Annotated in this window: 23 protein-coding genes; 18 read left to right on the top strand and 5 right to left on the bottom strand. The window is 63.7% G+C overall.

Features of this window, described 5'->3' with window-relative positions; genetic code table 11:
- Positions 1–44: 44 nt before the first annotated feature.
- The 13 genes from ACVMIM_RS05900 to ACVMIM_RS05840 all read left to right on the top strand — a co-directional run bounded on the left by ACVMIM_RS05900 (position 45) and on the right by ACVMIM_RS05840 (position 14,791).
- Positions 45–905, top strand: coding sequence for a bifunctional allantoicase/(S)-ureidoglycine aminohydrolase (locus ACVMIM_RS05900; protein WP_476111079.1), 861 nt, complete (start codon positions 45–47; stop codon positions 903–905).
- Entirely contained in the window at positions 902–1,393 is a 492-nt protein-coding gene (locus ACVMIM_RS05895) for an ureidoglycolate lyase (RefSeq protein WP_476111077.1), read from the top strand. Before ACVMIM_RS05900 ends, ACVMIM_RS05895 begins: the two co-directional genes overlap by 4 nt.
- Before the next feature lie 14 nt (positions 1,394–1,407).
- On the top strand, positions 1,408–2,001 hold the full coding sequence (locus tag ACVMIM_RS05890) for a nucleoside deaminase (RefSeq protein WP_476111075.1): 594 nt from the start codon (positions 1,408–1,410) through the stop codon (positions 1,999–2,001).
- Positions 2,002–2,084: 83 nt separating this feature from the next.
- Complete coding sequence (locus ACVMIM_RS05885; RefSeq protein ID WP_476111073.1) at positions 2,085–4,070, top strand: CocE/NonD family hydrolase; 1,986 nt, start codon at positions 2,085–2,087, stop codon at positions 4,068–4,070.
- Positions 4,071–4,218: 148 nt separating this feature from the next.
- Positions 4,219–5,805 carry an ABC transporter substrate-binding protein gene (locus ACVMIM_RS05880; RefSeq protein ID WP_476111071.1) on the top strand — a complete coding sequence of 529 codons (1,587 nt, stop codon included), beginning with the start codon at positions 4,219–4,221 and terminating at the stop codon, positions 5,803–5,805.
- A gap of 16 nt (positions 5,806–5,821) precedes the next feature.
- A complete protein-coding gene (locus ACVMIM_RS05875; protein ID WP_041000298.1) occupies positions 5,822–6,781 on the top strand; it encodes an ABC transporter permease in 960 nt (319 codons plus the stop codon).
- 12 nt (positions 6,782–6,793) lie between these two features.
- On the top strand, positions 6,794–7,618 hold the full coding sequence (locus ACVMIM_RS05870; protein WP_476111069.1) for an ABC transporter permease: 825 nt from the start codon (positions 6,794–6,796) through the stop codon (positions 7,616–7,618).
- Positions 7,618–9,273: an ABC transporter ATP-binding protein gene (locus ACVMIM_RS05865; RefSeq protein WP_476111068.1), complete on the top strand. Its 1,656-nt coding sequence runs from the start codon at positions 7,618–7,620 to the stop codon at positions 9,271–9,273. The genes ACVMIM_RS05870 and ACVMIM_RS05865 overlap by 1 nt, the downstream gene beginning before the upstream one ends.
- Before the next feature lie 118 nt (positions 9,274–9,391).
- Positions 9,392–10,981 carry an ABC transporter substrate-binding protein gene (locus ACVMIM_RS05860; protein ID WP_476111066.1) on the top strand — a complete coding sequence of 530 codons (1,590 nt, stop codon included), beginning with the start codon at positions 9,392–9,394 and terminating at the stop codon, positions 10,979–10,981.
- 81 nt (positions 10,982–11,062) lie between these two features.
- Positions 11,063–11,902, top strand: coding sequence for an alkaline phosphatase family protein (locus ACVMIM_RS05855; RefSeq protein WP_476111064.1), 840 nt, complete (start codon positions 11,063–11,065; stop codon positions 11,900–11,902).
- Between the two features lie 162 nt (positions 11,903–12,064).
- Complete coding sequence (locus ACVMIM_RS05850; protein ID WP_476111063.1) at positions 12,065–12,631, top strand: sigma-70 family RNA polymerase sigma factor; 567 nt, start codon at positions 12,065–12,067, stop codon at positions 12,629–12,631.
- Positions 12,628–13,296: an anti-sigma factor gene (locus ACVMIM_RS05845; protein WP_476111061.1), complete on the top strand. Its 669-nt coding sequence runs from the start codon at positions 12,628–12,630 to the stop codon at positions 13,294–13,296. The genes ACVMIM_RS05850 and ACVMIM_RS05845 overlap by 4 nt, the downstream gene beginning before the upstream one ends.
- Positions 13,286–14,791 (top strand): S8 family serine peptidase, encoded by a 1,506-nt coding sequence (locus ACVMIM_RS05840; RefSeq protein WP_476111060.1) that lies wholly within the window; start codon positions 13,286–13,288, stop codon positions 14,789–14,791. Before ACVMIM_RS05845 ends, ACVMIM_RS05840 begins: the two co-directional genes overlap by 11 nt.
- 295 nt (positions 14,792–15,086) lie before the next feature.
- On the opposite strand, the gene ACVMIM_RS05835 is transcribed toward ACVMIM_RS05840, so the two are convergent.
- Both ACVMIM_RS05835 and ACVMIM_RS05830 read right to left on the bottom strand, forming a co-directional pair.
- Complete coding sequence (locus ACVMIM_RS05835; RefSeq protein ID WP_476117114.1) at positions 15,087–16,433, bottom strand: NAD(P)/FAD-dependent oxidoreductase; 1,347 nt, start codon at positions 16,431–16,433, stop codon at positions 15,087–15,089.
- A gap of 143 nt (positions 16,434–16,576) precedes the next feature.
- On the bottom strand, positions 16,577–17,599 hold the full coding sequence (locus ACVMIM_RS05830; RefSeq protein ID WP_041000311.1) for a substrate-binding domain-containing protein: 1,023 nt from the start codon (positions 17,597–17,599) through the stop codon (positions 16,577–16,579).
- A 360-nt stretch (positions 17,600–17,959) separates the two neighbouring features.
- Between ACVMIM_RS05830 and ACVMIM_RS05825 the strand changes: the two genes are divergently transcribed.
- The 5 genes from ACVMIM_RS05825 (at position 17,960) to ACVMIM_RS05805 (ending at position 24,478) form a co-directional block, all read left to right on the top strand.
- Positions 17,960–19,315 (top strand): ABC transporter substrate-binding protein, encoded by a 1,356-nt coding sequence (locus tag ACVMIM_RS05825; protein WP_476111058.1) that lies wholly within the window; start codon positions 17,960–17,962, stop codon positions 19,313–19,315.
- Positions 19,316–19,480: 165 nt separating this feature from the next.
- On the top strand, positions 19,481–20,494 hold the full coding sequence (locus ACVMIM_RS05820; protein WP_476111056.1) for a carbohydrate ABC transporter permease: 1,014 nt from the start codon (positions 19,481–19,483) through the stop codon (positions 20,492–20,494).
- A gap of 1 nt (position 20,495) precedes the next feature.
- Entirely contained in the window at positions 20,496–21,650 is a 1,155-nt protein-coding gene (locus ACVMIM_RS05815; RefSeq protein ID WP_476111054.1) for a carbohydrate ABC transporter permease, read from the top strand.
- A gap of 4 nt (positions 21,651–21,654) precedes the next feature.
- Positions 21,655–23,331 (top strand): beta-galactosidase BglA, encoded by a 1,677-nt coding sequence (gene bglA / locus ACVMIM_RS05810; protein ID WP_476111052.1) that lies wholly within the window; start codon positions 21,655–21,657, stop codon positions 23,329–23,331.
- Positions 23,332–23,365: 34 nt separating this feature from the next.
- Positions 23,366–24,478, top strand: coding sequence for an ABC transporter ATP-binding protein (locus ACVMIM_RS05805; protein ID WP_476111050.1), 1,113 nt, complete (start codon positions 23,366–23,368; stop codon positions 24,476–24,478).
- Between the two features lie 84 nt (positions 24,479–24,562).
- Here ACVMIM_RS05805 and ACVMIM_RS05800 read toward each other — a convergent pair whose 3' ends face one another.
- From ACVMIM_RS05800 to ACVMIM_RS05790, 3 genes are all read right to left on the bottom strand, one after another.
- A complete protein-coding gene (locus ACVMIM_RS05800) occupies positions 24,563–24,796 on the bottom strand; it encodes a DUF680 domain-containing protein (protein WP_278047107.1) in 234 nt (77 codons plus the stop codon).
- Between the two features lie 69 nt (positions 24,797–24,865).
- The gene (locus ACVMIM_RS05795) at positions 24,866–25,072 is read right to left on the bottom strand and encodes a DUF680 domain-containing protein (protein WP_041000325.1); all 207 of its coding nucleotides are present in this window, start codon (positions 25,070–25,072) and stop codon (positions 24,866–24,868) included.
- Positions 25,073–25,541: 469 nt separating this feature from the next.
- A complete protein-coding gene (locus ACVMIM_RS05790; RefSeq protein ID WP_476111048.1) occupies positions 25,542–26,288 on the bottom strand; it encodes a ferredoxin reductase in 747 nt (248 codons plus the stop codon).
- Positions 26,289–26,307 lie beyond the last annotated feature (19 nt).

The following is a 26,307-nucleotide window of genomic DNA, read 5'->3' as shown; positions in this document are numbered from 1 at the left end:
CGCTTCACACTTTTCCTGGAATTGCTCTGAGGGCCAGGAACCCCATGGATATGATCAAGACCGCCGAGCGAACCTATTACGCCCCGCAGGGCGGCCACCCCGGCCAGAACGAGCTTTTGACCGGCAGAGCCGTCTTCACCGAGGCCTATGCGGTAATCCCCAAGGGCGTGATGCAGGATATCGTCACCAGCCCGCTGCCCTTCTGGGACAAGACCAGGGCCTGGATCATCGCAAGGCCGCTCTCCGGCTTCGCCGAGACGTTCTCGCAATATATCGTCGAGGTCCTGCCCGGCGGCGGCAGCGGTCGGCCGGAGCTGGATGCCGGCGCCGAGGGTGTGCTGTTCGTCGTCGAGGGCGAGCTCACCGTTTCGCTTGCCGGCGCAAAACACGTGCTTGCCCCCGGCGGCTTCGCCTTCCTGCCGCCGTCGAGCGGCTGGACGGTGCGCAACGAGAGCGGCAGTGCTGCCCGCTTCCACTGGATCCGCAAAGCCTATGAGGCGGTCGATGGCCTCGACGCGCCGGAAGCCTTCTTCTCGAGCGACCAGGAAGTGGCGCCGAGTCCGATGCCGGGCACGGAAGGGCGCTGGGCGACGACCCGCTTCGTCGACCCGGCCGACATGCGCTACGACATGCATGTCACCATCGTCACGCTGAAGCCGGGCGCGGTCATTCCCTTTGCCGAGACCCATGTCATGGAGCATGGGCTCTACGTGCTGGAAGGCAAGGCGGTCTACCGCCTCAACCAGGACTGGGTCGAGGTCGAGGCCGGCGACTTCATGTGGCTGCGCGCCTTCTGCCCGCAGGCCTGCTATGCCGGCGGCCCCGGCAATTTCCGCTACCTGCTCTACAAGGATGTCAACCGTCACGCCAGGCTTGGCGGCTATCTCGGAGGCCGCGCGCGGTGACCCGTATCGTCGCCCAGCCGCTGACGCGCGAAAACTTCGCGCCCTTCGGCGACGTCATCGATATGAGCGGCGAGAACCGCTACCCGATCAATGGCGGCAAGGCGATGCGCTATCACGACCTCGCCACCGCGGAAGCAGCCGGCCCGAATGCCAAGGTGCTGATTTCGATGGTGCGCGGCACGCCCTACGAGATGCCGCTGAAGCTAACCATGGTCGAGCGCCACCCGCTCGGCAGCCAGGCCTTCATCCCGCTGTCGCCGCGCCCGTTCCTGGTCGTCGTCTGCCATGACGCCAAGGACGGGCCGGGCGAGCCGCATGCCTTTCTCGCCGGCCCCGGGCAAGGCATCAACTACCGCCGCAACCTCTGGCACGGCGTGCTGACGCCGATCGGCGAGGAACAGGATTTCCTCATCGTCGACCGCGGCGGCGAGGGCTCCAATCTCGAAGAGTTTTATTTCTCGCACCCCTACGAGATCCACCTTCCCTGAAAGTGCCGATTCCTATGACCGACGTTTCGCTGATCGACCGCCTGCTCGACGTGATCGAGCATGACATCGTGCCGAAGACCGCTGAGGGCGTTGGCCACGGCAACAAGCTGTTCGGCGCCGCGATCCTCAGGAAAGACGACCGCTCGCTGGTGCTGGCCGAGACCAACAACGAGATCGAAAATCCGCTCTGGCATGGCGAGGTGCATTGCCTGAAGCGCTTCTACGAAATGCCCAAGGCCGAGCGCGTCGAGACAAGGGATGCTCTGTTCGTGGCAACGCACGAGCCCTGCTCGCTCTGCCTGTCGGCGATCACCTGGACCGGCTTCGACAATTTCTACTACCTCTTCAGCCACGAGGATTCGCGTGACAGCTTTGCCATCCCGCACGATCTGAAAATCCTGAAGGAGGTCTTCACCCTGGATCCGGGCGGCTACAATGCCGAGAACGCCTATTGGAAGAGTTTTTCCATTCGCCGGCTGGTCAGGGCTTTGCCCGAGGCTGAGCGCAAGCGGCTGGAGGGAAGGATCGGCAGAATCGAGGCGCGTTACGATGAGCTCTCGAACGCTTACCAGGCCAGCAAGGCAGACAATGATATTCCGCTGAACTGACGTAGATTGACCAGCCGATTTCGTCGACTGGCTCATGACGCGCTGTCGGTCGCCGCATCATGTGGCGACGCTTGGAGCGCCCCATGAAAACCGTTACCGAATTCCCCCGCAAGGTCGTCGAATTTCCCGACATGGGCATCGTCATGCCGGATGGCTGCCGGCTCTCGGCGCGCATATGGATGCCGGAAGATGCCGCCGACAACCCCGTACCCGCGATCCTCGAGCATCTGCCCTACCGCAAGCGCGACGGCACCATCTTCCGCGACCAACTCACCCATCCCTATTTCGCCGGCCACGGCTATGCCTCGATCCGCGTCGACATGCGCGGCAATGGCGATTCCGAAGGGCTGATGGACGACGAATATTCCGAACAGGAATTGCAGGATGCCTGCGACGTCATCGCCTGGGCGGCGGCGCAGCCCTGGTGCAACGGCAATGTCGGCATGATGGGCATTTCCTGGGGCGGCTTCAACTGCCTGCAGGTGGCGGCGAAACAGCCACCGGCGCTGAAGGCGGTGATCAGCCTGTGCTCGACTGTCGACCGCTATGCCGACGACATCCACTACAAGGGCGGGTGCCTGCTGCTCGAAAATTTCGGCTGGGCCTCGACGATGCTCTCCTATTCGTCACGGCCGCCGGATCCGGCGATCGCCGGCGGCAATCGCTGGCGGGATTTGTGGCTCAGCCGGCTGGAGAACCAGCCTTTCCTGTTGCCGCTGTGGCTCAGCCACCAGCATCGCGACGCCTATTGGAAACGCGGCTCGATCTGCGAGGATTTTTCGGCGGTCAAAGCGGCCGTGCTGTCGATCGGCGGCTGGCATGACGGCTACCGCAACACGATCTCCAATCTCGTCACTGGCATCCAGTCGCCGGTCAAGGGCATCGTCGGCCCCTGGATCCACAAATACCCGCATTACGCTGGACCCAATCCGGCCATCGGCTTCCTGCAGGAGGCGCTGCGCTGGTGGGACCGCTGGCTGAAGGGCACGGAAACCGGCGTCGAGGCCGATCCGGCCTACCGCGCCTATGTGATGGACAGCGTGCGGCCGGCGCGCTGGCACCCAGAACGGCCGGGCCGCTGGGTGGCGGAGCAGGAGTGGCCGTCCTCAAACATCAAAGTTGAGGCAATAGAGCTCATTTCGGCGGACGCCAAGCCCTCGATCGTCGCTTCGCCGCAGACCTGCGGACTTGCCGGCGGCGAGTATTTTCCGTTCACCTTCGGGCCGGAACTCCCGGGCGACCAACGCCCCGACGACGCGCTGTCGGTGTGCTTCGACCAGCCCGAGCTCGGCGAGGCGATCGACATCGTCGGGGCGCCGGAGCTCGAGGTCCGGCTTGCCTCCGATCGGCCCCAGGCCAACATCGCGGTAAGGCTTTGCGACGTGCATCCCGATGGCGCCTCGGAGCTGATCTCCTACGGCGTGCTCAATCTCACGCACCGCAACTCGCATGAGTTCCCCGAGCCCTTGGTTCCCGGCGAGACGGTTTCGGCGCGCGTCGTGCTCGACCAGTGCGCCTACCGGGTGCCCGCCGGCCACAAGTTGCGCATCGCCGTTTCGACCGCCTACTGGCCGATGATCTGGCCCTCGCCGGAGCCGGTGCGGCTTGATCTTGCCAAGGCCACGCTGAAGCTGCCGCTGCGCCCGCTGGCGAAAGGCAATGAGGTCTCGTTTCCTGAGCCGGAAGGCGCGACGCCCTGGGCGACTGAGACGATCAGGCCGGCGAACTCCGAACGCCATGTCGACCGCGACGAGAAGACCGGTCTGGTCAGGCTTTCCATCACCGACGATTTCGGCGCGGTGCGCGACCTCGACCATAGACTGGTCAATGGCAGCATCGTGCGCGAGACATGGACGATCCATCCCGACGATCCGCTGTCGGCCACCGGAGCCACGCATTGGACACAGACGTTGTCGCGGAATGAATGGTCGGTGCGGACCGAAACCTTTGCCCAGATGCGATCGGACGCCCCAAACTTCATCGTCAGCGCCAGAATCGAGGCCTATGAGGGCGAAAAGCTGGTCTTCGAACGCGACTTCGAGCAGACGATTCCCCGCTCCATGGTTTGAGCCGAAGCAAGATTGGTCCAAATGCGACGTGCGATTTACGCCACCACATGTCGCATTCGGTCTTGCCTGTCGCTTTCCCTTACGGTCATTATCTCCTCCAATAGCAAGAAACGACCATAAGGTCGCATACCCAGAGTGAGGAACCATAATGTCTAACGAACTCGACTATCTCAGCCGGCGAGTCGCGGCCGGAAAACTTAGCCGTCGCGACTTCCTTGGCCGCGCCGCCGCGCTCGGCGTCGCCGCACCCTTCGCCAACTCGCTGCTTGCCAGCGCTGCCCGTGCCGCCGGCCCGGTCAAGGGCGGAATCCTGAAGGCCGGCCTGGTCGGCGGCGAATCCACCAATAGCCTCGACCCGGCGCTGATGATGACGCAGGTGCCCTTCGCCTTCGGCAAATGCTGGGGCGAAATGATCGTCGAACTGTCCCCCGATGGAAAACTCGAGAACCGCATCGCCGAGGAGATCGGCTCGTCCGACGACGCCAAGGTATGGACGTTGAAGATCCGCGACGGGATCGAATTTCATAACGGCAAGACCGTGACCGCGCAGGACGTCGCCGCCACGCTCGAACGCCACTCGGACGAGAAGTCCAAGTCCGGCGCGCTGGGCTACATGAAGGGCATCGACACCATCAAGGTCAACGGCAAGGAAGTCGTGTTGACGCTCAAGGAGCCAAACGCCGACCTTCCGTACCTGCTCAGCGACTATCACCTGATCGTCCAGCCGAATGGCGGCAAGGACAAGCCCGATGCTGGCATCGGCGCCGGCCCCTACAAGGTCAAGGTCAACGAGCCCGGCGTGCGCCATGTCGGCGAGCGCTTCGCCAATTACTGGCAGGGCGACAAGATGGGCCATGCCGACCAGGTCGAAGTCGTCGTCATCAACGACGCGACGGCGCGCACCGCGGCGTTGCAGGGCGGCCAGGTCAACATGATCAACCGCGTCGAGCCGAAGATCGTCGACCTGATCAAGCGCGTGCCGGGCGTCACCATCCGCAACCACTCCGGTCCCGGCCACTACGTGTTCATCATGCATTGCAACACGGCGCCGTTCGACAACAACGACCTAAGGATGGCGCTGAAGCTGGCGATCGACCGCGAGGAGATGCTGAACAAGGTGCTGCGCGGCTACGGCTCGCTCGGCAACGACTTCCCGATCAACGCGTCCTACCCGCTGTTCACTGAGATCGAGCAGCGCAAATACGATCCCGACAAGGCCAAATTCCACTACAAGAAGTCGGGTCACGACGGTTCGATCCTGCTCAGGACCTCGGATGTCGCCTTCCCCGGGGCCGTCGATGCGGCGCAGCTCTACCAGCAGAGCGCGGCAAAGGCTGGCATCAAGCTCGAGATCAAGCGGGAGCCGGGCGACGGCTACTGGAACGAGGTCTGGAACAAGCAGCCCTTCTGCGCCTCCTATTGGGGCGGCCGGTCGACCCAGGACCAGATGTACTCGACCGCCTATCTGTCGACCGCCGACTGGAACGACACGCGTTTCAAGCGGCCGGATTTCGACAAGATGGTGCTGGCTGCGCGCGCCGAGCTCGACGAGGCCAAGCGCAAACAGATGTACCATGACATGGCCGTCATGGTGCGCGACGAGGGCGGCCTGATCCTGCCGATGTTCAACCAGTTCATCGACGCCACAGGCCCCAAGGTGGCAGGTTGGGTGGAGGATCCGCATCAGGAGCTTTGCAACGGCTACGCGCTGGCGAAGTGCTGGCTCGAAGCCTGAGCACGGCCTTGCGGAGATGTCCTCGCCCATCGTGAAACTGGTGGCCCAGCGCATTGCGCTGGGCATCCTCCTTCTGCTGGCCGTTTCGGTCCTGATCTTCGCCGGTACGCAGATCCTGCCCGGCGACGTCGCGCAAGCCATCCTCGGACAATCGGCGACCCCGGAGTCGCTGGCCAATCTGCGCGAGCAACTCGGGCTCAACCAGCCTGCCTATATCCGTTACTTCCACTGGCTGGGCGGCGTGCTGACCGGCGATCTCGGCACTGCGATGTCGAGCGGACAGGACATCGCGACATCGATCAAGGAACGGCTGTGGAACACGCTGTTCCTGGCCTTCTGGGCGGCCATCGTGGCGATCCCGCTGGCGATCACGCTTGGGCTGATAGCGGTGCGCTACCGCGATGGCTGGGTCGACAAGCTGATCTCCGGCGTGGCGCTTGCCTCGACGTCCTTCCCGGAGTTCTTCATCGGCTATCTGCTCGTCTTCTACTTCGCGGTCCAGCACCAGTGGTTCCCCGCCATCTCGACCGTCTATGACGGGATGTCTTTCGGTGAGCGCCTGCAGGCCATCGCGCTGCCTGCGGCGGCGCTGACTCTGGTGGTGCTCGCCCACATGATGCGCATGACGCGCGCGGCGATCCTCAACGTCATGCAGTCGGCCTATGTCGAGACCGCGGAACTCAAGGGGCTGTCGGCCTCTGCCGTCATCCGCAAGCATGCCTTCCCGAACGCGATCGCGCCGATCATCAATGTCGTCATGCTCAACCTTGCCTATCTGGTGGTCGGCGTCGTGGTGGTCGAGGTGATCTTCGTCTATCCGGGCATGGGGCAATATCTGGTCGACCACGTCACCAAGCGCGACGTGCCGGTCGTCCAGGCGGTCGGCCTGATCTTCGCCGCCGTCTATATCACCCTCAACATCGTCGCGGACATTGCGGCGATCGTCGCCAATCCGCGACTCAGGCATCCGAAATAGGGGGCGGCCGATATGCGCGCTATCAGACGCATCCCTCTACCATCGCTGACCGGCCTGGTGCTGACCGGGCTGTTCGTGCTGGCGGCAATCTTCGCGCCTTTGATCGCGCCGCACGGCAACGCCGAGATCGTCGGCGACGTGTGGGAGCCGATGTCGGCCGCGCACTGGCTGGGCACCGACAATCTCGGCCGCGATCTGTTGTCGCGCATGATCTACGGCGCCCGCATCACGCTGTTCATCGCGGTGCTGGCGACGGCGCTGTCCTTCTCGCTCGGCGCCATTCTCGGCTTTTCGGCGGCGGTATTCGGCGGCTGGTACGACACGATCCTGTCGCGGCTCGTCGACCTCCTCATGTCGATCCCGACGCTGATCATGGGCCTCGTCGTGCTTTCGGTGCTGCCGTCGAACCTGGTGACGCTGATTCTGGTCATGGGCATCCTCGATTCGACCCGCGTCTACCGACTGTCGCGCGCGGTCGCCGTCGACATCAACGTCATGGACTATGTCGAGGCGGCGAAGCTGCGCGGCGAAGGCAGCGGCTGGATCATCTTCCGCGAGATCCTGCCCAACGCGCTGTCGCCGCTGGTCTCGGAACTTGGCCTGCGCTTCATCTATGCCGTGCTGTTCCTGTCGACACTGTCCTTCCTCGGCCTCGGCGTGCAGCCGCCGGATGCCGACTGGGGCGGCATGGTGAAGGAGAACAAGGACGGCATCGTGTTCGGCATTCCGGCGGCGCTCATCCCGGCCGCGGCGATCGCGGCACTGGCGATCTCGGTCAATCTCGTCGCCGACTGGGTGCTCAATCGCACGACAAGCCTGAAGGGAGGACGCGGCTGATGGTTGACGGCAAAGCAAAGTCCGGCCCTCTTCTTGACATCCGCAACCTGCGCATCGAAGCGACGGTCTATCCGCCGGGTGAAGCGCCGAGGACCATCACGCTTGTCCACGACGTCTCGCTGACGCTGGAGAAGGGCAAGGTGCTTGGGCTGATCGGCGAGTCCGGCGCCGGCAAGTCGACCATCGGCCTGTCGTCGATGGGCTATGGCCGCGGCGGCGTTCGGATTACCGGAGGCGAGGTCATCCTCAACGGCCGCGACATACTGAAAGGCGGCAAGGAAGGCCTGCGCAAACTGCGCGGCCGCGAAGTCTGTTATGTCGCCCAGTCGGCGGCGGCGGCCTTCAATCCGGCGCACCGGCTGATGGACCAGGTGGTGGAGGCCACGCTCCTGCACGGCACCGCAACCCGGGCCGAGGCCGAGAAACGCGCCGTCGCCCTGTTCAAGAAGCTCAGCCTTCCCAATCCCGAAACGATCGGCCAGCGCTTCCCGCACCAGGTCTCCGGTGGCCAGTTGCAGCGCGTGATGACGGCCATGGCGCTGTGCTCGGAACCGGACCTGATCGTCTTCGACGAGCCGACGACGGCCCTCGATGTGACGACGCAGATCGACGTGCTGTCGGCGATCAAGGATGCCATCCGCGACACCCATGTCGCGGCCCTTTACATCACCCATGACCTGGCCGTCGTGGCACAGGTATCCGACGAGATCATGGTGCTGCGCCACGGCCGGCTGGTCGAATGGGGCGGCACCCGCCAGATCATCAAGCAGCCGCGCCAGGAATACACCAACGCCTTGGTCTCGGTGCATGAGATCGAACACCAGGAACAGCAGCCGGGCGCCACACCGATGCTGTCGGTGAAGAACGTGACGGCCGCCTATGGCGGCGGCCACATCAAGGTGCTGAAGAACGTCTCGGTCGACATCTTTCCGGGCCAGACGCTGGCCGTGGTCGGCGAGAGCGGTTCCGGCAAATCGACGCTGGCGCGCGCCATCACCGGCCTGTTGCCGCCCGAGCAGGGCAGCGTCGTCTTCGACGGCCGCACGCTTGCCAACAGGCTCGCCGACCGGTCGAAGGAGGACCTGCGCCAGTTGCAGATGATCTACCAGATGGCCGACGTTGCCATGAACCCGCGCCAGACGGTGGGCACCATCATCGGCCGGCCACTGGAGTTCTATTTCGGCATGAAGGGCCGCGAACGGGACAAGCGCGTCGCCGAACTGCTCGACGAAATCGAGATGGGCAAGGGCTTCATCGATCGCTATCCGGCAGAGCTTTCCGGCGGCCAGAAGCAGCGCGTCTGCATCGCCCGCTCGCTCGCCGCCAAGCCGAAGCTGATCATCTGCGACGAGGTGACCTCGGCGCTCGATCCGCTGGTCGCCCACGGCATCCTCAAGCTGTTGCTCAATTTGCAGCAGATCGAGAAGGTGGCCTATCTCTTCATCACCCACGACCTCGCGACGGTGAAGTCGATCGCGGATTCGATCGCGGTGATGTATCGCGGCGAGGTGGTGCGCTACGGCCCCAAGAGCAAGGTTCTGACGCCGCCCTTCGACGCCTATACCGACTTGCTCTTGTCCTCCGTGCCGGAAATGGAGATCGGCTGGCTGGAGAAGGCCATCAAGGGACGGCGCATGGAAAGCGCCGGCAATTAGCCTGCGAAAAGTCCGCTACCAATGCGGCCGCTGTCATGCGGCTGCAATGCGGAACGGGAAAGAATGGCGCAGGCCGGGTAGAGCTCGCGCCAAGCCAATCTCAAAAAGGGGGCAGGACATGCAGAACGAACTCGACCATCTCGCTGAACTCGCCGGCAAGGGCAGGATATCGCGCCGCGATTTCCTCGGCCGGGCGGCGGCACTTGGCGCCTCGGCCGCGCTGGCGACGACGCTGGCCGGCAAGGCCTTCGCCGCAACGCCGGTCAAGGGCGGCATCATCAAGGCCGGCCTGCAGGGTGGTGAGTCGACCAACAGCCTCGATCCGGCGCTGAACCTCAGCCAAGTGACCTACAACTTCTGCAAGCAGTGGGGCGAATTCCTCGTGCGGCTGACGCCCGATGGCGGCGTCGAGAATCGGATCGCCGAGGAGATCGGCGCGTCGGACGACGCCAAGACCTGGACGATGAACATCCGTGACGGCATCGAATTCCACAACGGCAAGACGGTCACGGCCGAAGATGTTGCTGCCACGCTCGAACGCCACGCCGACGAGAAGTCGAAGTCCGGCGCGCTCGGCGTTTTGAAGAACATCAAGACCATCAAGGCAAACGGCAAGGAAGTGGTCGTCACGCTTGGCGACGCCGACGCCGATTTCCCCTATCTGATGGCCGACTACCATCTCGTCATTCAGCCCAATGGCGGCAAGGACAACCCGAATGCCGGCATCAGCGCCGGCCCTTACAAGGTCGCCGTCAACCAGCCCGGCGTGCGCCATGGCGGCGAGCGCTTCGCCAATTACTGGCGCGGTGACAAGGCCGGCCATGCCGACCAGATCGAGATCGTCGTCATCAACGACCCGACGGCCCGGCTTGCGGCGCTGCAGGGCGGCCAGGTGCATCTGATCAACCGCGTCGAGCCGAAGGTGGTCGATCTGGTCAAGCGCATCCCGGGCGTCAGCATCGAGAACGTGTCGGGGCGCGGCTATTACCCGTTCAACATGTTCTGCGACACCGCGCCCTTCGACAACAATGATCTCAGAATGGCCCTGAAGCTCGCCATGGACCGCGAGGAGATGTTGGACAAGATCCTGCGCGGCTACGGCTCGGTCGGCAACGACTTCCCGATCAACGAGGCCTACCCGCTGTTTTCCTCCGACTTCGAGCAGCGCAAGTTCGATCCGGAAAAGGCGGCCGAATTCTACAAGAAGTCCGGCCATAGCGGCTCGATCCTGCTGCGCACCTCCGATGTCGCCTTCCCGGGCGCCGTGGACGCCGCCCAGCTCTACCAGCAGAGCTGCGCCAAGGCCGGCATCAAGATAGAAATCAAGCGCGAGCCCGGCGATGGCTACTGGTCGGAAGTGTGGAACAAGCAGCCCTTCTCGCTCTCCTACTGGGGCGGGCGTCCGACGCAGGACCAGATGTATTCCACCGGCTATGTCTCGACCGCCGACTGGAACGACACGCGCTTCAAGCGGCCGGAATTCGACAAGATGCTGTTCACCGCCCGCGCCGAGCTCGATCAGGCCAAGCGCAAGGCGATCTATCGCGACATGGCGATGCTGATGCGCGACGAAGGCGGACTGATCGTGCCTTTCTTCAACCAGTTCATCGACGCTGCCAACACCAACAAGGTCGGCGGCTGGGTGAAGAACCCGAATGGCGAGATGATGGACGGCTACGCGCTCGGCGAGTGCTGGCTGAACGCCTGATATCGGGCTATCCAAAGAAGCGCCGCGTGTCCGCGCGACACGCGGCGTTTTCGTTTCGAAGAACAATCACAGGAATTTTCCGTGGCGCTCAAATCCAAACTTTTGCTCATCATCCTCGACGGCGTGCCCTACCGGAACTGGCGCCGACTGATGGGCAACCTCGAGGGCTGGGCGCAGTCGGGCGAGGCGCAGGTGTGGAAGATGCGCTCCGTGCTGCCGTCGACCTCGGCCTGCTGCTACGCCTCGATCCACACCGGGGTGACCCCGCAGGTGCACGGTATCCTTTCCAACGAGAACCGCTTTCGCGTCACCCAGCCGGATATCTTTTCGGAAGTGAGCAAGGCCGGCGGCAAGACCGGCGCGGTGACCCATTCCTACTGGTCGGAATTCTTCCGCTCGTATCCGTTTGATCTCGTCGAGGACATGGAGTTCGACGAACCGGGCGGGCCGATCACGCATGGCCGCTTCCACACCATGACCGGCTACAATCTCAAGAACCAGATGACGCCGAGCGATGTCGATCTGTTCGCGACGCTGACCATGCTGACCAAACGCCATCACATCGACTACGGCATCCTGCACACCTGCACGCTGGACTCGATGGGCCATCGCTTCGGCCATGATTGCCACGAGATGGACCATGCCTGCTACGCGATGGACGGAATGCTCGCCGCCTTCCTGCCGCAATGGCGCGCAGCCGGCTATGAGGTGATCGTGACGGCCGACCATGGCCAGACCGACCGCGGCCACCATGGCGGCCATGACGACGAGATGCAGGATTTCGCGCTCTATTATTTCGGACCTGCGAAGGGACCGGAGGCGAACATACTGCTCGACCAGTTGCAGCTAGCGCCGACAGTGCTGAGCCGGCTCGGCGTGGAAATACCTGAGACGATGAAGGCGAAAGTGTTTTTGGGGTGAAGCGCGGCCTTTTTCCTTCTCCCCTTGTGGGAGAAGGGGAAACCCTGCCCCTCTGGCAACGCTCACTTTCTTCGGTTAGCCTCCGAAATTCCTTGGCGGAGGGTGAACCTTTTTGAACCGATCAGCGACAGAGCTTCGAGGAGCCAGGCGGCTCGACCGGCCATGAATGCGGCGACCGAAACCGATCGCGCGCTTGTAGACCGGGTCGCGAAGGGCGACCGGGCCGCCGTTCGGCTCCTGTTCATGCGTCACCACGCGCGGATCTACCGCTTCGTGGCGCGCCAGACGGGATCGGAAATGATGGCCGACGATATTGCGAACGAGGTCTTTCTGGAGCTGTGGAAGCAAGCGCCCAGCTTCGAGGGCCGCTCGGAAGTTTCGACGTGGCTGCTCGGTATCGCCCGTTTCAAGGCGCTGTCTTCGCTGCGCAAGAAGAAGGAAGACTGGATCGACGACGACGACGCGGCCCAGGTTCCCGACGGCGCCGACACGCCGGAAGTGGTCACCATGAAGGAGGACAAGGCCGCTGCCTTGCGCCGTTTCGTCGATGCCTTGGCCGAGGAGCACCGCACGGTGATCGACCTTGCCTATTACCATGGCCAGTCGGTGACCGAGATCGGCGAAGTGCTCGGCATTCCGGTCGCGACCGTCAAGACGAGGATGTTCTACGCCCGCAAGAAACTCGGCGAAGCCCTGAAGGCCGCCGGTTACGACAGGGGGTGGCCATGAGCGCCGCTGAAAAGATGTCGCGCCGCGACGAAATGGAAACGCTGCTGCCGTTCTATCTGAACGGCTCGCTGGAAGGCGCCGAGCTGGAGGCCGTCGAGGAGTGGCTGGCCACCGATCCGGCGGCGCTTGCCGCCCTTGGCGAAGCCGAGGCTGAATTCTCCGGCACCGCCGCCGCCAACGAGGCGATCCGCCCGCCTGCCGACGCGCTAAGCCGTTTTACCAAGGCGCTCGACGCCGAGGCCGGACCGGTGCGCGCGCCCGCCGGCCAATCCTGGCTCGCCAAGGTTTTCGGCCGGGTGACGGCAATGCCCGCCGGCATCGCCTGGGCGGCGGCCGCGGCGCTGCTAGCGCTGGTCGTTCTGCAGTCCTTCGAACGGCCGGGCGGCACGGGCAACGACTTCGAGGTGGCCGGCGCCCAGGACGATCTTGCAAAGCTGCCCTTCGCACTGGTGAAGTTCAAGCCGGATGCGAAGATGGCCGATATCGCCGCCTTTCTCGGCCAGAACGGCTTGAAGATCGTCGGCGGCCCGACCGCGGACGGCGTGTTCCACCTGACGATCCCGGCCAACACGGCAGCCGATTACGACAGGCTCGTCGGCCTTATTGCCGCCCAGCCCTTCGCGGATGCTGTGGTGCAGGGAAGGAAACCGGCCGATGGCGGCTAAGGCAATTCCAGGAAAAGTGCGCCGCGGTTTTCCGCCCGGAATTGCGTCGCGGCCGAGTGCCATTTTTCGTGCGGTGATCCTCACGGCGACTTTTGTCGCCGCGCCTGCATTCGCGCAGACCAACGATCCCAGCCTGACGCAGAAACGGCTCGATTGCCTGAATCGCAAGACGGGGGCCGGCGGCGGCTGCGACACGGACGGCGGCGCCAAGAACGGCGCCGGGAAGTCGGGCGCGGCCGCGGGTGGCGCGGTGTTCCTGCCGGCGCTGATCGTCGACCTTTTTCCGAACCCGCCGGTGCCCGCCGCCCCGCAAACGCCTACACCGTCCAACGGAACATCGCCATCGAACAGCTCCAACAACACGCCGCCACCCGCTCCGGCGCCGAGCGGACCCGTCACGGCGCCTCAGGGTCTCAACCTGGCCGAACCGCCGCGCGCCATCGCCGGCGAATTCGTGCCCGACGAAGTGCTGGTGACGGTGACCGGCGATGCCGGCGTGGTCCAACAGATCGCCAATTCCTTCGGCCTGCAGGTGCGCTCGCAGCGCCAGTCGCGGCTGCTCGGCACCACCCTGGTGCGCTTCGGCATCACCGACAGGCGGCCGGTCGGCGTGGTGCTTGCGCAGCTTGCCGCCGACGGCCGCACCCAGCGGCGCGAGCCGAACCATATCTACACACTGCAGCAGGCGGCGGGCATCGTGAACTATGCCTTCGACCGCATCGCGCTCGATGCAAGCCAAGCAAGCGGCGAGAATGTGCGTGTCGCCGTCATCGACACCGGCATCGACGACACCAATCCGGCGCTGAAAGGCGTGATTGCCGACCAGTATGATGCGATGCCCAATGTGCCGATCGAGAAGCGCGACCACGGCACCTCTGTCGACGGGCTGATCGCCGGCGTCGGTCCGCTGGAGGGCATGGCGCCCGGCGCCAAGATCTATCATGCGCGCGCCTTCGAAGGCGGCAAGTCGACCATGGACGTCATCCTGTCGGCGCTCGACTGGGCGGCCGAGCAGAATGTGCGCATCATCAATATGAGCTTCGTCGGGCCGAAGAACGACCTGCTCGGCACCGCCTGCCGCAATGCGCGGGCGATGGGCATGGTGCTGGTGGCGGCGGCCGGCAACAATGGACCAAAGGCGCCCTATGGCTATCCGGCCGCCTTTGACGGCGTGATCGCGGTGACAGCCACCGACGCCAAGGACGGGCTGATGCCGCAGGCCAATCGCGGTCCTTACGTCTTCATCTCGGCGCCGGGCGTCGAGATGGTAGCGCCGAGCGGCGCCGGGTCGGATGTGGTGACCGGCACCTCCTTCGCCGCCGCGATCGTGTCCGGCGCTATCGCCAACCTGATCCGTGCCGTGCCGGACCGAACGGCCGACGAGATCGAGAAAGCGCTTGCCGCCACAGCCAAGGATCTTGGCCCGAAGGGGCGGGACAATGATTTCGGCTATGGGTTGGTCGATATCAAGGCGGCTGGAGCGGTGAAGGAGTAGTCCCTCATACTCGCGGTGCTGGCGGGACAGCAGCCCCCTCTGGCCTGCCAGCCGTCTATCAGCGGTTTCAGCGCCGGCCCAACTTCTTCAACGTCGATGACTGGCGAAGGGCGGCGGCGACGTCCCCCTTGCGGGGGAGATGTCCGGCAGGACAGAGGGGGTGTGAAGAACTCGGCACGTCTCGTCTGTCGGAACACGATCCCTACGAGCGTCTCGTCGATTCCCGTCATTGCGGTGACCGCCGCCGACCAATTGCCGTTGCCATGGCAATTGAGAATGGACCTCAGGCGGCCACTTAAAGAGCCGGACCTAACCGGACAGGGCTTCCATCATAAAAGCGCGGCAACCGGAAGCGGCTGAGATCGTGGCCGGTGTCGTTTCCCTGGATCATGTCGGCGACGACGCGGCCGATGCCAGGCCCGATGCCGAATCCGTGGCCGCTCATTCCCGTCGCGACGAAAAGGCCGCCGACTGTCCGCACCTGATCCACGACGGGGACGACGTCCGGCATGGCGTCGATCATGCCGCCCCAGCCGGCCTTCAGGCGAACCGTCTCGAACCGGGGGAAAAGCTGTTTGAAATTGCGCTCGACCGAACGAAGCTTTGCCGGCTCAGCGGCTGGATTGAGCACCCGCATGCTCTCGAAAGGACTCTCTGAGTCCGGCGCCCAATCGCGCGGCGTCGACCAGCCATCCGGGTAGCCTGACGGAGCGAACGGGAAATAGCGCGTTCCGAACGGATTGTCCCTGAGGGCGGGAATATATTTGGTGGCGTGCCGGAATGCGTCAGGCCCGAGATACAGCAAGTGGCTGCCGCCTGCGGCGAGCGTGTATCCGCCATCCTGTCTGCGCCGGAAAGCGATATGGTCGTCGGCCGCCGCACCTGCATAGATTTCAGGCAGGGGCTCCGTTGCGGCCACGGTGACCCTGACGCTGAGCTGGGGGATGGATACGCCGTGTCTCGCCAGGAACAGGGAAGACCAGGCGCCGCCCGCGACCAGCACGGTGGAGGTCTCGATATATCCCGCCTCGGTCCACACGCCCTTGATCTTGCCGGCGGCGATTTCGAGGGTCCGGGCGGCGCAGTTCTCCACGATCTTGGCGCCCTTTCGCACGGCAAGCCTGGCAAGCGCCGGCACCGCCAACCACGGTTCCGCGCGCATATCGGAGGGCGTCGTCATGGCGCCCTTGAACCGGCGTGACATGCCGTTGATGAGTTTTGCGGTCTCGTCGGCGTCCAGGAGGCGCGTGTCGAGCTTATGGATCGCGGCGATCCTCATGAATCCTTCGAACTTGGCCATGTCCTTGTCGGCGTTCGCCAGGTAGGTCACGCCGGTCTGGTTCAGCCCGATGTCTTCGCCACACTCATCGGCCAGTTGCCGCCACAGGCGAGAAGCCTCGATGACGATCGGCAGCTCATCCGCGTCTCGTCCCTGCTTTCTGATCCATCCCCAGTTTCGGGAGGATTGTTCGGCCGCGACGCGGCCTTTTTCCAGCAGCGTCACCGGGATGTTCCGGGAGGCAAGGAAGAGGGCCGTCGTTACGCCGATAATGCCGCCACCAACGATCACCACCTGCGACGTCTTCGGCGGCGGCCCAGGGTATTGGATCGGATCCGCTTCGGTAAACGGGAATGTGGGCAAATGGCGCACTCTGAAGGACCGGTTGACGGTTCTGGCTTACCGGTTGTCCCCGCCCAACATCAGGAGCAGTCCAAGGCGGACCGTTGTCCCACGACGGTAAGGCAGCCCGGAAGGAGCCATCGGCAAAGCTGTTGGATGTTGACCTATGCCGGCGCACCTGCCACCGACCCCCTGACCACCAGATCGACCGGCCAGACCTCACCGCGAGCCCCCTCTTCCAACCCCGATATCCGCGCCGCCAGACGCTCAGCGACACGCGCGCCGGCGAGCCGGATCGAGGAGCGCGTCGTCGACAGCGGCACCGGGAAATTCTCCGGCCGCAGCCAGGGGAAGACGTCGTCATGGGCGACCAGTGAGAGGTCGCCAGGGATCGTCCGGCCAAGATCGCGCACGGCGCGCACGACACCCAGCGCCATGATCAGGCTGGAGCAGACGATCGCCGTCGGCGGCTCAGCCTCCTCGAGCAGGCGGCGGGCGGCGCGGTAGCCGTTCTCCTCGGTCATGGTCACCGAGCGGATATGGCGCTCGCCGAGCGTCAGTCCGCTCGCGGCGAGCGCGCGGCGCACGCCGCGCTCGCGGTGGATGGCGAAGGTCTCGCGGTCGTTGCCGTTGATCAACGCCAGGCGTTTGTGGCCGAGCTGGACCAGCAGGCGCGCCGCTTCATGGAAGGCGCCCTCATTGTCGATGTCGAGATAGGGATAGTCGAAGTCGAACCCCTCGCTGCGGCCGTGGACAATGAAGGGAATGCCCAGCGTGTTGACCAGCGCCAGCCGCTTGTCGGCGGGACGCGGCGAGGAGATGTAGACGGCGTCGACCTGGCGGTTGGCGACGATGCGCCGGTAGGTCGTCTCCTCGTCGTCGGCATCGGCGGGCGAAAGCACGAGGTCGAGCTCATGCGCGCGGGCATAGTCGCCGAGGCCGGAGAGGAATTCGACGAAGTGCGGATCGATGTCGACGGCAGCCCCCGTCGGCAGCACATAGCCGATCATTCCCGACTTGCCGGTGGCGAGCCGGCGCGCGCTGGGGTTCGGCCGGTAGCCATGGCGCTTGGCGGCATCCATCACCCGGCGCCGGGTTTCCTCATTGACCTCGGGATAGCCGTTCAGCGCCCGGCTCACAGTGGTCTGCGAGAGCGACAGCATATGCGAGAGTTGCTTGAGGTTCATCGAAGGCCCCCAGCCTCAAAGCGCTTTCAAATTTGAATCGATCCGATGATTGTTGGCAAGGCCGCCAAGCACAACGTGACTTTAAAGGTCTACCGGCGCCGGTTGAAGCAAAATTGCTGCTGCAGCGCCAAAAAAGTATGCTGCAGCGCACTTTCCGCCCCGATTTCGGGAGATTTAAATCGATTGATGAACCCGCCCACTTGACTTCCCGGCGATTCAATGGCGAGATCAAAACAGCCAAAGCGCTTTGGAATTCTCTTCGAAAGGTTGCGGTTGCCCTTTCGCTGAGTCACAGTTCCGCGGGCGTCGGCGGACGAGATGGAGGTCTCGTCCTGTTTGTGACCACTGGGAGGACTTGCGATGAAGAAAATGCTTCTCTTGGGTGCGGCGGTCGCGGCACTCACCCTTAGCCTGCCGGCGCAAGCCGAACTGAAGTTCAAGCCGGGCGAGGATTCGAAATTTCACTGGGCGAACTACGACGACCTCAAGAAGGTCGACCTCAAGGGCGAGACGTTGACGATCTTCGGACCGTGGCGCGGCGAGGACGAGACGCTGGTGCGCTCGGTTCTCGACTATTTCGCGGAGGCCACAGGCGCGGACGTCAAATACTCCTCGTCGGAGAATTACGAGCAGCAGATCGTCATCGACACCCAGGCCGGCAGCCCGCCCAACATCGCCATCCTGCCGCAGCCCGGCCTCATCCAGGATCTTGCTTCCAAGGGCGTGCTCACCCCGCTTGGCGACGACGTCGCGGCCTGGATCAAGGAAAACTACGCCGCCGGCGACTCCTGGGCCAAGCTTGGCACCTATAATGGCAAGGACGGCAAGCCAGGCTTCTACGCCTTTCCCTACAAGATCGACGTGAAGGGGCTGGTCTGGTACTCGCCCGACAATTTCGACGAGGCCGGCTACAAGGTGCCGAAGACCCAGGAAGAGCTCGCCGATCTCGAAAAGAAGATCATCGCCGACGGCGGCAAGCCCTGGTGCATCGGGCTTGGTTCCGGCGGCGCCACCGGCTGGCCGGCGACCGACTGGGTCGAGGACATCATGCTCCGCACCCAGCCGCCGGAGGTATACGACAAGTGGGTGAAGAACGAGATCCCGTTCACCGATCCGGCCGTGGTCAACGCCATCGAGATCTTTGGCAAGATCGCCACCGACGACAAGATGGTGGACGGCGGCGCCAAGGCGGTCGCGGCGACCGACTTCCGCGACAGCCCGAAAGGTCTCTTCACCGTGCCGCCCAAGTGCTACATGCACCATCAGGCATCGTTCATTCCCTCCTTCTTCCCGGAAAACGTGAAGCTCGGCCAGGATGCCGACTTCTTCCCCTATCCGCCTTACGCCTCCAAGCCTGAGCTCGGCACGCCGCTGGAAGTCGCCGGGACGCTGGTGATGATCACCAAGGATTCCAAGGCCTCGCGCGAGTTCATCAAGTTCCTCGAAATGCCGCTCGCGCATGAATTGTGGATGGCGCAGAAGAGCTTCGTCACCCCCTTCAAGGCGGCCAACAAAGAGGCCTATGGCAGCGAAGCGCTGAAGAAGCAGGGCGAGATCCTGGTCGGCGCGACGACGGTGCGGTTCGACGGCTCCGATCTGATGCCCGGCAAGATCGGCGCGGGCTCGTTCTGGACCGGCATGGTCGACCTGGTCGGCGGCAAGTCCGCGCAGGACGTCGCCGCCGACATCCAGAAAAGCTGGGATGGCATCAAGTAAGCGTCCTGAAATCCTCCTCATCCTCCATTTGGATCCGGGCCACGGCCCGGGTCCGACCGGCGGCCACGCCGGAAGCCTTCGCGTTTCGATTGTTCCGAATAACCGAAAGTCGGTGCATCCGATCGCCAGCCCCGGCTGGCCGGTCATGCGCAGGGAGAGGGACCCATGGCGGCTCAGATTTTCTCGGCCATATTCGTCATCATCGTCGGCGTCGGCGGCTGTGTCGCCTATTTCTGGGGCGCCAACAGACTGCTCGACCTCATCTTCCCCTCACGCGGGGTATCCGGCGCCGCCGCCATCAACAATCTGCGCCGGCAGGGCTATGTGCGGCCGTGGCTGTTCGTCGGCCCGGCGCTGATCATCCTCGCCGTCTACCTGATCTACCCGGTGATCGCGACGCTGTGGCTCTCCTTCTTCGACCGCGGCGGCACCAATTTCGTCGGGCTCGCCAATTATGAATGGGCGGCCGGCGATCACGATCTGCGCAACTCGATCTTCAACAACATATTATGGCTGGCCGTGGTGCCGGCCGCCTGCACCTTCCTCGGCCTGATCATCGCCGTGCTCACCGACAAGATCTGGTGGGGCACCATCGCTAAAAGCCTGATCTTCCTGCCCTTGGCGATTTCCTTCGTCGGCGCCAGCGTGATCTGGAAGTTCATCTACGAGTATCGCGGCGAGGGCCAGGTGCAGATCGGCCTGCTCAATGCCATCATCCAGTATTTCGGCGGCCAGCCGCAGGTGTGGATATCGCTGCCGTTCTGGAACAATTTCTTCCTGATGGTGATCCTGATCTGGATCCAGACCGGCTTTGCCATGGTGATCCTGTCGTCGGCGCTGCGCGGCATTCCGGAGGAGACGCTCGAAGCAGCGGTGATCGACGGCGCCAACCCCTTCCAGATCTTCTGGAAGATCATGGTGCCGCAGATCTGGGGTACGATCGCGGTGGTCTGGACCACCATCACCATCCTGGTGCTGAAAGTGTTCGACATCGTGCTGACCATGACCAACGGCCAGTGGAATACTCAGGTGCTCGCCAATCTGATGTTCGACTGGATGTTCCGCGGCGGCGGCGATTTCGGCCGCGGCGCGACCATTGCCATCATCATCATGATCGCCGTCATTCCGATCATGGTCTGGAACATTCGCCAGGCCAACAAAGAGACGGGAGGGCACTGAGGTGGCGACCAAGACCGGAAAGTCCTTTCTCGGCCGCTTCGGCGTCCATATCGCCGTGCTCGTCTTCGTGGCGATCTGGACCATCCCCACCCTCGGCGTCCTCGTCTCGTCGCTGCGCGACAAGGACCAGATCGTCGCGTCGGGCTGGTGGAACGCCTTCGCCAGCTCCAGCCAGAGCGAGGCGGGACGGTTGCCGGGTGCGTCGGCGCAAACCCAGAAGGACGGCAAATACGTCATCGAGGGCAACATCTTCGGCGACGGTCCCAAGCGCGAGATCAGCGCCTTCGGCGTAAAATCTTCCGCGCCGACGCAGTACAAGGCGGGATCGGTCGCCGACCTCAATGATGGCGTCACCCTGCAGATGAACGCCGATGGCAGCTTCGTGCTGTCTTCACCGAAAGCCTTCGAGGGCGACCGCGGCCAGCGCGTCTATTTCGCCTCGTCGGCGCCGCCGAAATTCACCCCCGAGAACTACAGAACCGTGCTGTTTTCGGAAGGCATCGGCCGCTCCTTCATGAACTCGCTGACGGTGACCATTCCGGCGACGGTAATCCCGATCCTGATCGCCGCCTTCGCGGCCTACGCATTGGCCTGGATGCGCTTTCCCGGCCGGGCGCTGCTGATCGCGGTCATCATCGGCCTTCTGGTGGTGCCGCTGCAGATGTCGCTGATCCCGCTGCTCAGGCTCTATAACGGCGTCGGCAGCTTCTTCGGCGTGCCCTCCAAGACCTATCTTGGCATCTGGCTGGCGCATACCGGCTTCGGCCTGCCCTTCGCCATCTACCTGCTCCGGAGCTACATCGCCGGCCTGCCGCGCGAGATTATGGAATCGGCGCGCATCGACGGCGCCAGCGACTTCGAGATCTTCGTCAAGATCGTGCTGCCGCTGTCCTTCCCGGTACTTGCCTCCTTCGCCATCTTCCAGTTCCTGTGGGTATGGAACGATCTCCTGGTGGCGATGGTTTTCCTCGGCACGGCGCCCGATCAGATCGTGCTGACGGCCAAGCTCAATGCGCTGCTCGGCTCGCGGGGCGGCAACTGGGAGATCCTGACGACATCGGCGTTCATCACCATCATCGTGCCGCTGATCGTGTTCTTCTCGCTGCAGCGCTATTTCGTCCGCGGGCTGCTTGCCGGCTCCGTGAAAGGAGGTTGAAGACATGCAATCGGCTTTGAAGGCGACTTCGAGACCAGACCCCGCCCCAGACCCCGCGATCGACCGCGACTGGTGGCGGGGCGCGGTGATCTACCAGATCTATCCGCGCTCCTATCAGGACTCGAACGACGACGGCATCGGCGACCTGAAAGGTATCGTTCAGCGCCTGCCCTATGTCGCTTCGCTCGGTGTCGACGCCATCTGGATCTCGCCCTTCTTCAAATCGCCGATGAAGGATTTCGGCTATGACGTGTCGGATTATTGCGACGTCGACCCGATGTTCGGCACGCTCGCCGATTTCGACGCGCTGGTGACGGAAGCCCATCGCCTGGGCCTCAAGGTAATGATCGACGAAGTGCTGTCGCACACCGCCGACATCCACCCCTGGTTCAAGGAAAGCCGTTCCAGCCGCAACAATGCGAAAGCCGACTGGTATGTGTGGGCCGACGCTAAGCCCGACGGCACGCCGCCCAACAATTGGCTGTCGATCTTCGGCGGCTCAGCCTGGCAATGGGACACCAGCCGCCAGCAATATTACATGCACAATTTCCTGGCCGAACAGCCCGACCTCAACTTCCACAACAAGGAAGTGCAGGATGCGTTGCTCGACATCACCCGCTTCTGGCTGGAGCGCGGCGTCGACGGCTTCCGCCTCGATACGATCAATTTCTACTTCCACAGCCAGGGGCTGGAGGACAATCCGCCGCTGCCGCCGGACCAGCGCAACGACCAGACGGCGCCGGCAGTCAACCCCTACAATTACCAGGACCATCTCTACGACAAGAGCCGGCCGGAGAATCTCGACTTTCTCGAGCGCTTCCGCGCGCTGCTCGATGAATATCCGGCGCAGGCCGCCGTCGGCGAGGTGGGCGATTCCCAGCGCGGTCTCGAGGTGGTCGCCGCCTACACCGCCGACGGCAAGCGCGTGCATATGTGCTATTCCTTCGACTTCCTGGCGCCGGAGAAGATCAGCGCGGCGAAGGTGCGCGCGGTGCTGGAGGCCTTCGGCCGGGTCGCCAGCGACGGCTGGTCGTGCTGGGCCTTCTCCAACCACGACGTGATGCGGGTCGCCTCGCGCTGGGCCGCCAACGAGGCGGATCCGATCGCCTATCTGAAGGTGATTTCGGCGCTTCTGATGTCCCTGCGCGGCTCCGTCTGCATCTATCAAGGCGAAGAGCTCGGCCTTGGCGAAGCGGAGCTGAGGTTCGAGGACCTGCAGGACCCCTACGGCATTCGCTTCTGGCCGGAGTTCAAGGGCCGCGACGGCTGCCGCACGCCGATGGTGTGGAAGGCCGCGGCCAAGAATGGCGGCTTCTCGAGCGCAAAACCCTGGCTGCCGGTGCCAGGTCAGCACCTGTCGCAGGCCGTCGACGTGCAGCAGGGCGATCCAAGCTCGCTGCTTGAGCACTATCGCCGCTTCCTCGCCTTCCGGCGCCAGCATCCGGCGCTGGCCAAGGGCGACATCGACTTTATCGAAAGCGATGGCGACACCGTCGTCTTCACCCGCCGCGAAGGCAATGAGCGGATCGTCTGCGCCTTCAACCTGGGCAGCAAGCCCGCCGAGGTCGAGCTCGGCAAAGGCGCGCTGCAACCCTTGCCCGGGCATGGCTTTTCGGGACAGACTGGCAGCGGGCCGGTCCGCCTCGGCGGTTACGGCGCCTGGTTCGGACGCATCGACTGAACTTTCAGACAGAGATTAACGGGAGGAGAGAACCATGGCCGATGTCACGCTCAACCAGGTGAAGAAATCATACGGCAACCTCAACATTCTTCACGGCATCGACCTCGACATCAAATCGGGCGAGTTCATCGTCTTCGTCGGACCGTCGGGTTGCGGCAAGTCGACCTTGCTGAGGTCGATCGCCGGTCTCGAGGAGATCACCTCGGGCGAGCTGAAGATCGACGGCGAGGTGGTGAACGACGTGCCGCCGTCGAAGCGGGGCATCGCCATGGTGTTCCAGTCCTACGCACTCTATCCGCATATGACCGTCTACGACAACATGGCCTTCTCGATGAAGATCGGCAAGGAAAGCAAGGCCGAGATCGACAAGCGCGTGCGCCAGGCGGCGGAGATCCTGCAGCTGACCAAATATCTCGACCGCCTGCCCAAGGCGATGTCGGGCGGCCAGCGCCAGCGCGTCGCCATCGGCCGCGCCATCGTGCGCAACCCGAAAGTGTTCCTGTTCGACGAACCGCTGTCGAATCTCGACGCCGCCCTTCGCGTCGCCACCCGCATCGAGATCGCCAAGCTCAAAGAGCAGATGCCGAACACGACGATGATCTACGTCACGCACGACCAGGTCGAGGCGATGACGCTGGCGGACCGCATCGTCGTGCTGAAGGAAGGCCGGGTCGAGCAGGTGGGCACGCCGATGGAGCTCTACAAGCGCCCGGGCAATCTGTTCGTCGCCCAGTTCATCGGCTCGCCGGCGATGAACATATTGCCGGCAAAGATCGAGAAGGCCGGCAATCCGACCGTGGTCAGCCATGTCGGCGATCGCAAGGCGACGGTGCCGATCGCAACGCCCATGTCGGCGAATGGCGTGGCGGTCAGCTTCGGCGTGCGGCCGGAGGATCTCGCCATCGCGACTGGCGCTGACTATCTGTTCGAAGGCAAGGTCGATTATATTGAGCAGCTCGGCGAGGTTCAGCTCGTCTATGTCGATATCGGCCGCGCCGACCTGCCGCTGGTGGCCAAGCTGCCGGGTAATGTCGAGGTCAGGCGCGGCGAGACGCTGCGGCTCAACGCCAGCGCCGGCGACCTGCATATCTTCGACGCCGACGGCCATTCCTTCACGCTCCACCGCGAGGAGGCCAAGGCGGCCTGAGGTCGATCGGGAGGCTGGCCTTCCCGGTAAACAAAAGAGCGGCGGGCAAAGCCCGCCGCTCTCTCTTCAAATCACAGTCGGCTGTCAGTGGTTGCCGAAGTGGTCGCGGTCGCTACCCTGCGGAGCCGACTTGTGTACGTCGCGCGACGAGTTCAGCAGCTTGTAAACAGGCGAGTCGGCACCGATCGACGAGGTGCGCGTGGTGTCGACGGCCGGAGCCGGCTGATTGACGCCGCTGTTGTTGTAATTGTCGCTGCCCGCAAAAGCAGCGGTGGAAACGGCCATCAAAGCCGCCGTGGCAAGAACGATCTTCTTCATTTCAGTGCTCCTAAATCCTATGGTCCGACCGATGGGCGGGCAAGCCCGCCGCCGGGTCGAGGTCGGCTGTTAGTTGTTGCCGAAAAGGTTGTGGTCGGCGCCCGTCGTGGCAGGTTGCTGAGTGGCCGGCGCGGACTGGCGGACCGAAGCCGTGTAGGACGAGTCGACCTTGGCCGACGCCTGATTGGCTTCGTTCGGGTTGTAATGGTCGCTACCAGCGAAGGCGCTGCCGGAAATTGCCAGAAGGGCTGCGGCAGTGAGAACAATCTTTTTCATTTTTGCTACTCCAGTATCTTTTATTCCGTCCGTCTAGCGGCGTGTCTTGGGATTGAAATCGCGTCGTTCGGACAGCGCTGATTTGGGTGACCTGACTGCCGGATTCCAATCACGAAGTTTTTTCGCCTGGACCAAAAATCCGCATCTTGAAGTTTTGATAAGCATGCCTAGGACTTTATTTTTACCCAGCCTTATCAAAGGTTTAGCCTTGTTTCGCAGTTGGCTCACCCAATGTATCGGAGCGCCAACGTTCACACCGTCTTGCACGCAGCGTCAACAGAAACGAACCGTTCGGTTCGATTTTAGAATCTCCTAATAGTTACTTTTCGATACCATTGACCACCCTACCCCTGTTCCAAGGGGGCGAATCGACTCGCTTTAATCGCGTTCTGGCTGATAACCGGGGGGCTTCCTGCCGGATGGGCCAGCGGCGTTGCGCTGGAAGGGGGCGGCAGTCCAAGCCTTTCTATCAAACCCCGTAGCGCTCGGTGCGGATCATCCCCGCCGGAACGCCGGCGCCGATCAGGGCATCGGCGGCGGCCGAGACGAACGCGTTCGAGCCGCAGACATAGGCGAGCCTCGGCGCCTTCGGCAGGCGCTCCACGGCCTGCGCCATCATGCGGGCGTCAACGCGCCGCGAATAGTCGGACGGCCGCCGGGCCGGTTCGCGGGTCAGCGTCAGCACCAGATCGAACCCGTCGCGACGATCGTCGAGACCGATCAGCTCGTCGCGAAAAATTACCTCGTCCCAGACCCGCGCCGAGAACACCAGCGCAACAGGCACCGCCGTGTTGCGCAGTGTGCGATGGCGCACCATCGCCATCAGCGGCACGACGCCCGAGCCGCCGCCGACCAGAAGGATCGGCCCGCCGTCGCCCTCCTCCCAGATGAAATGGCCGCCGAGCGGTCCGCGCAGTTCGATTTCGTCGCCGACGGCAGCCACGTCGTGGAAGAAGGGCGAGACCTCGCCATCATCGAGCCGCTCGATCGCGAGCTCGACGGCGCCACCTGTTACCGGCGCCGAAGCGATGGAATAGGAACGGCGCGCCTGATAACCGTCCGGCGCCGTCAGCCTGATGTCGACATGCTGTCCGGCCAGATGGGCGAAAGGCCGCGACGGCTGGAACCAGAAGCTGGTGACGCGCGGCGTGCGCTTTTTGATGCGGGTGATGGTGGCTGCCTGCCAGGGCGATTGCGGCGACGGCTCGGCACTCATCGATTGCTGCTCACGGATG

Source organism: Mesorhizobium sp. USDA 4413 (genome assembly GCF_056280365.1).
Note: the sequence above shows the minus strand (reverse complement) of the source record. Positions and strands in the feature narration are given on the sequence as shown.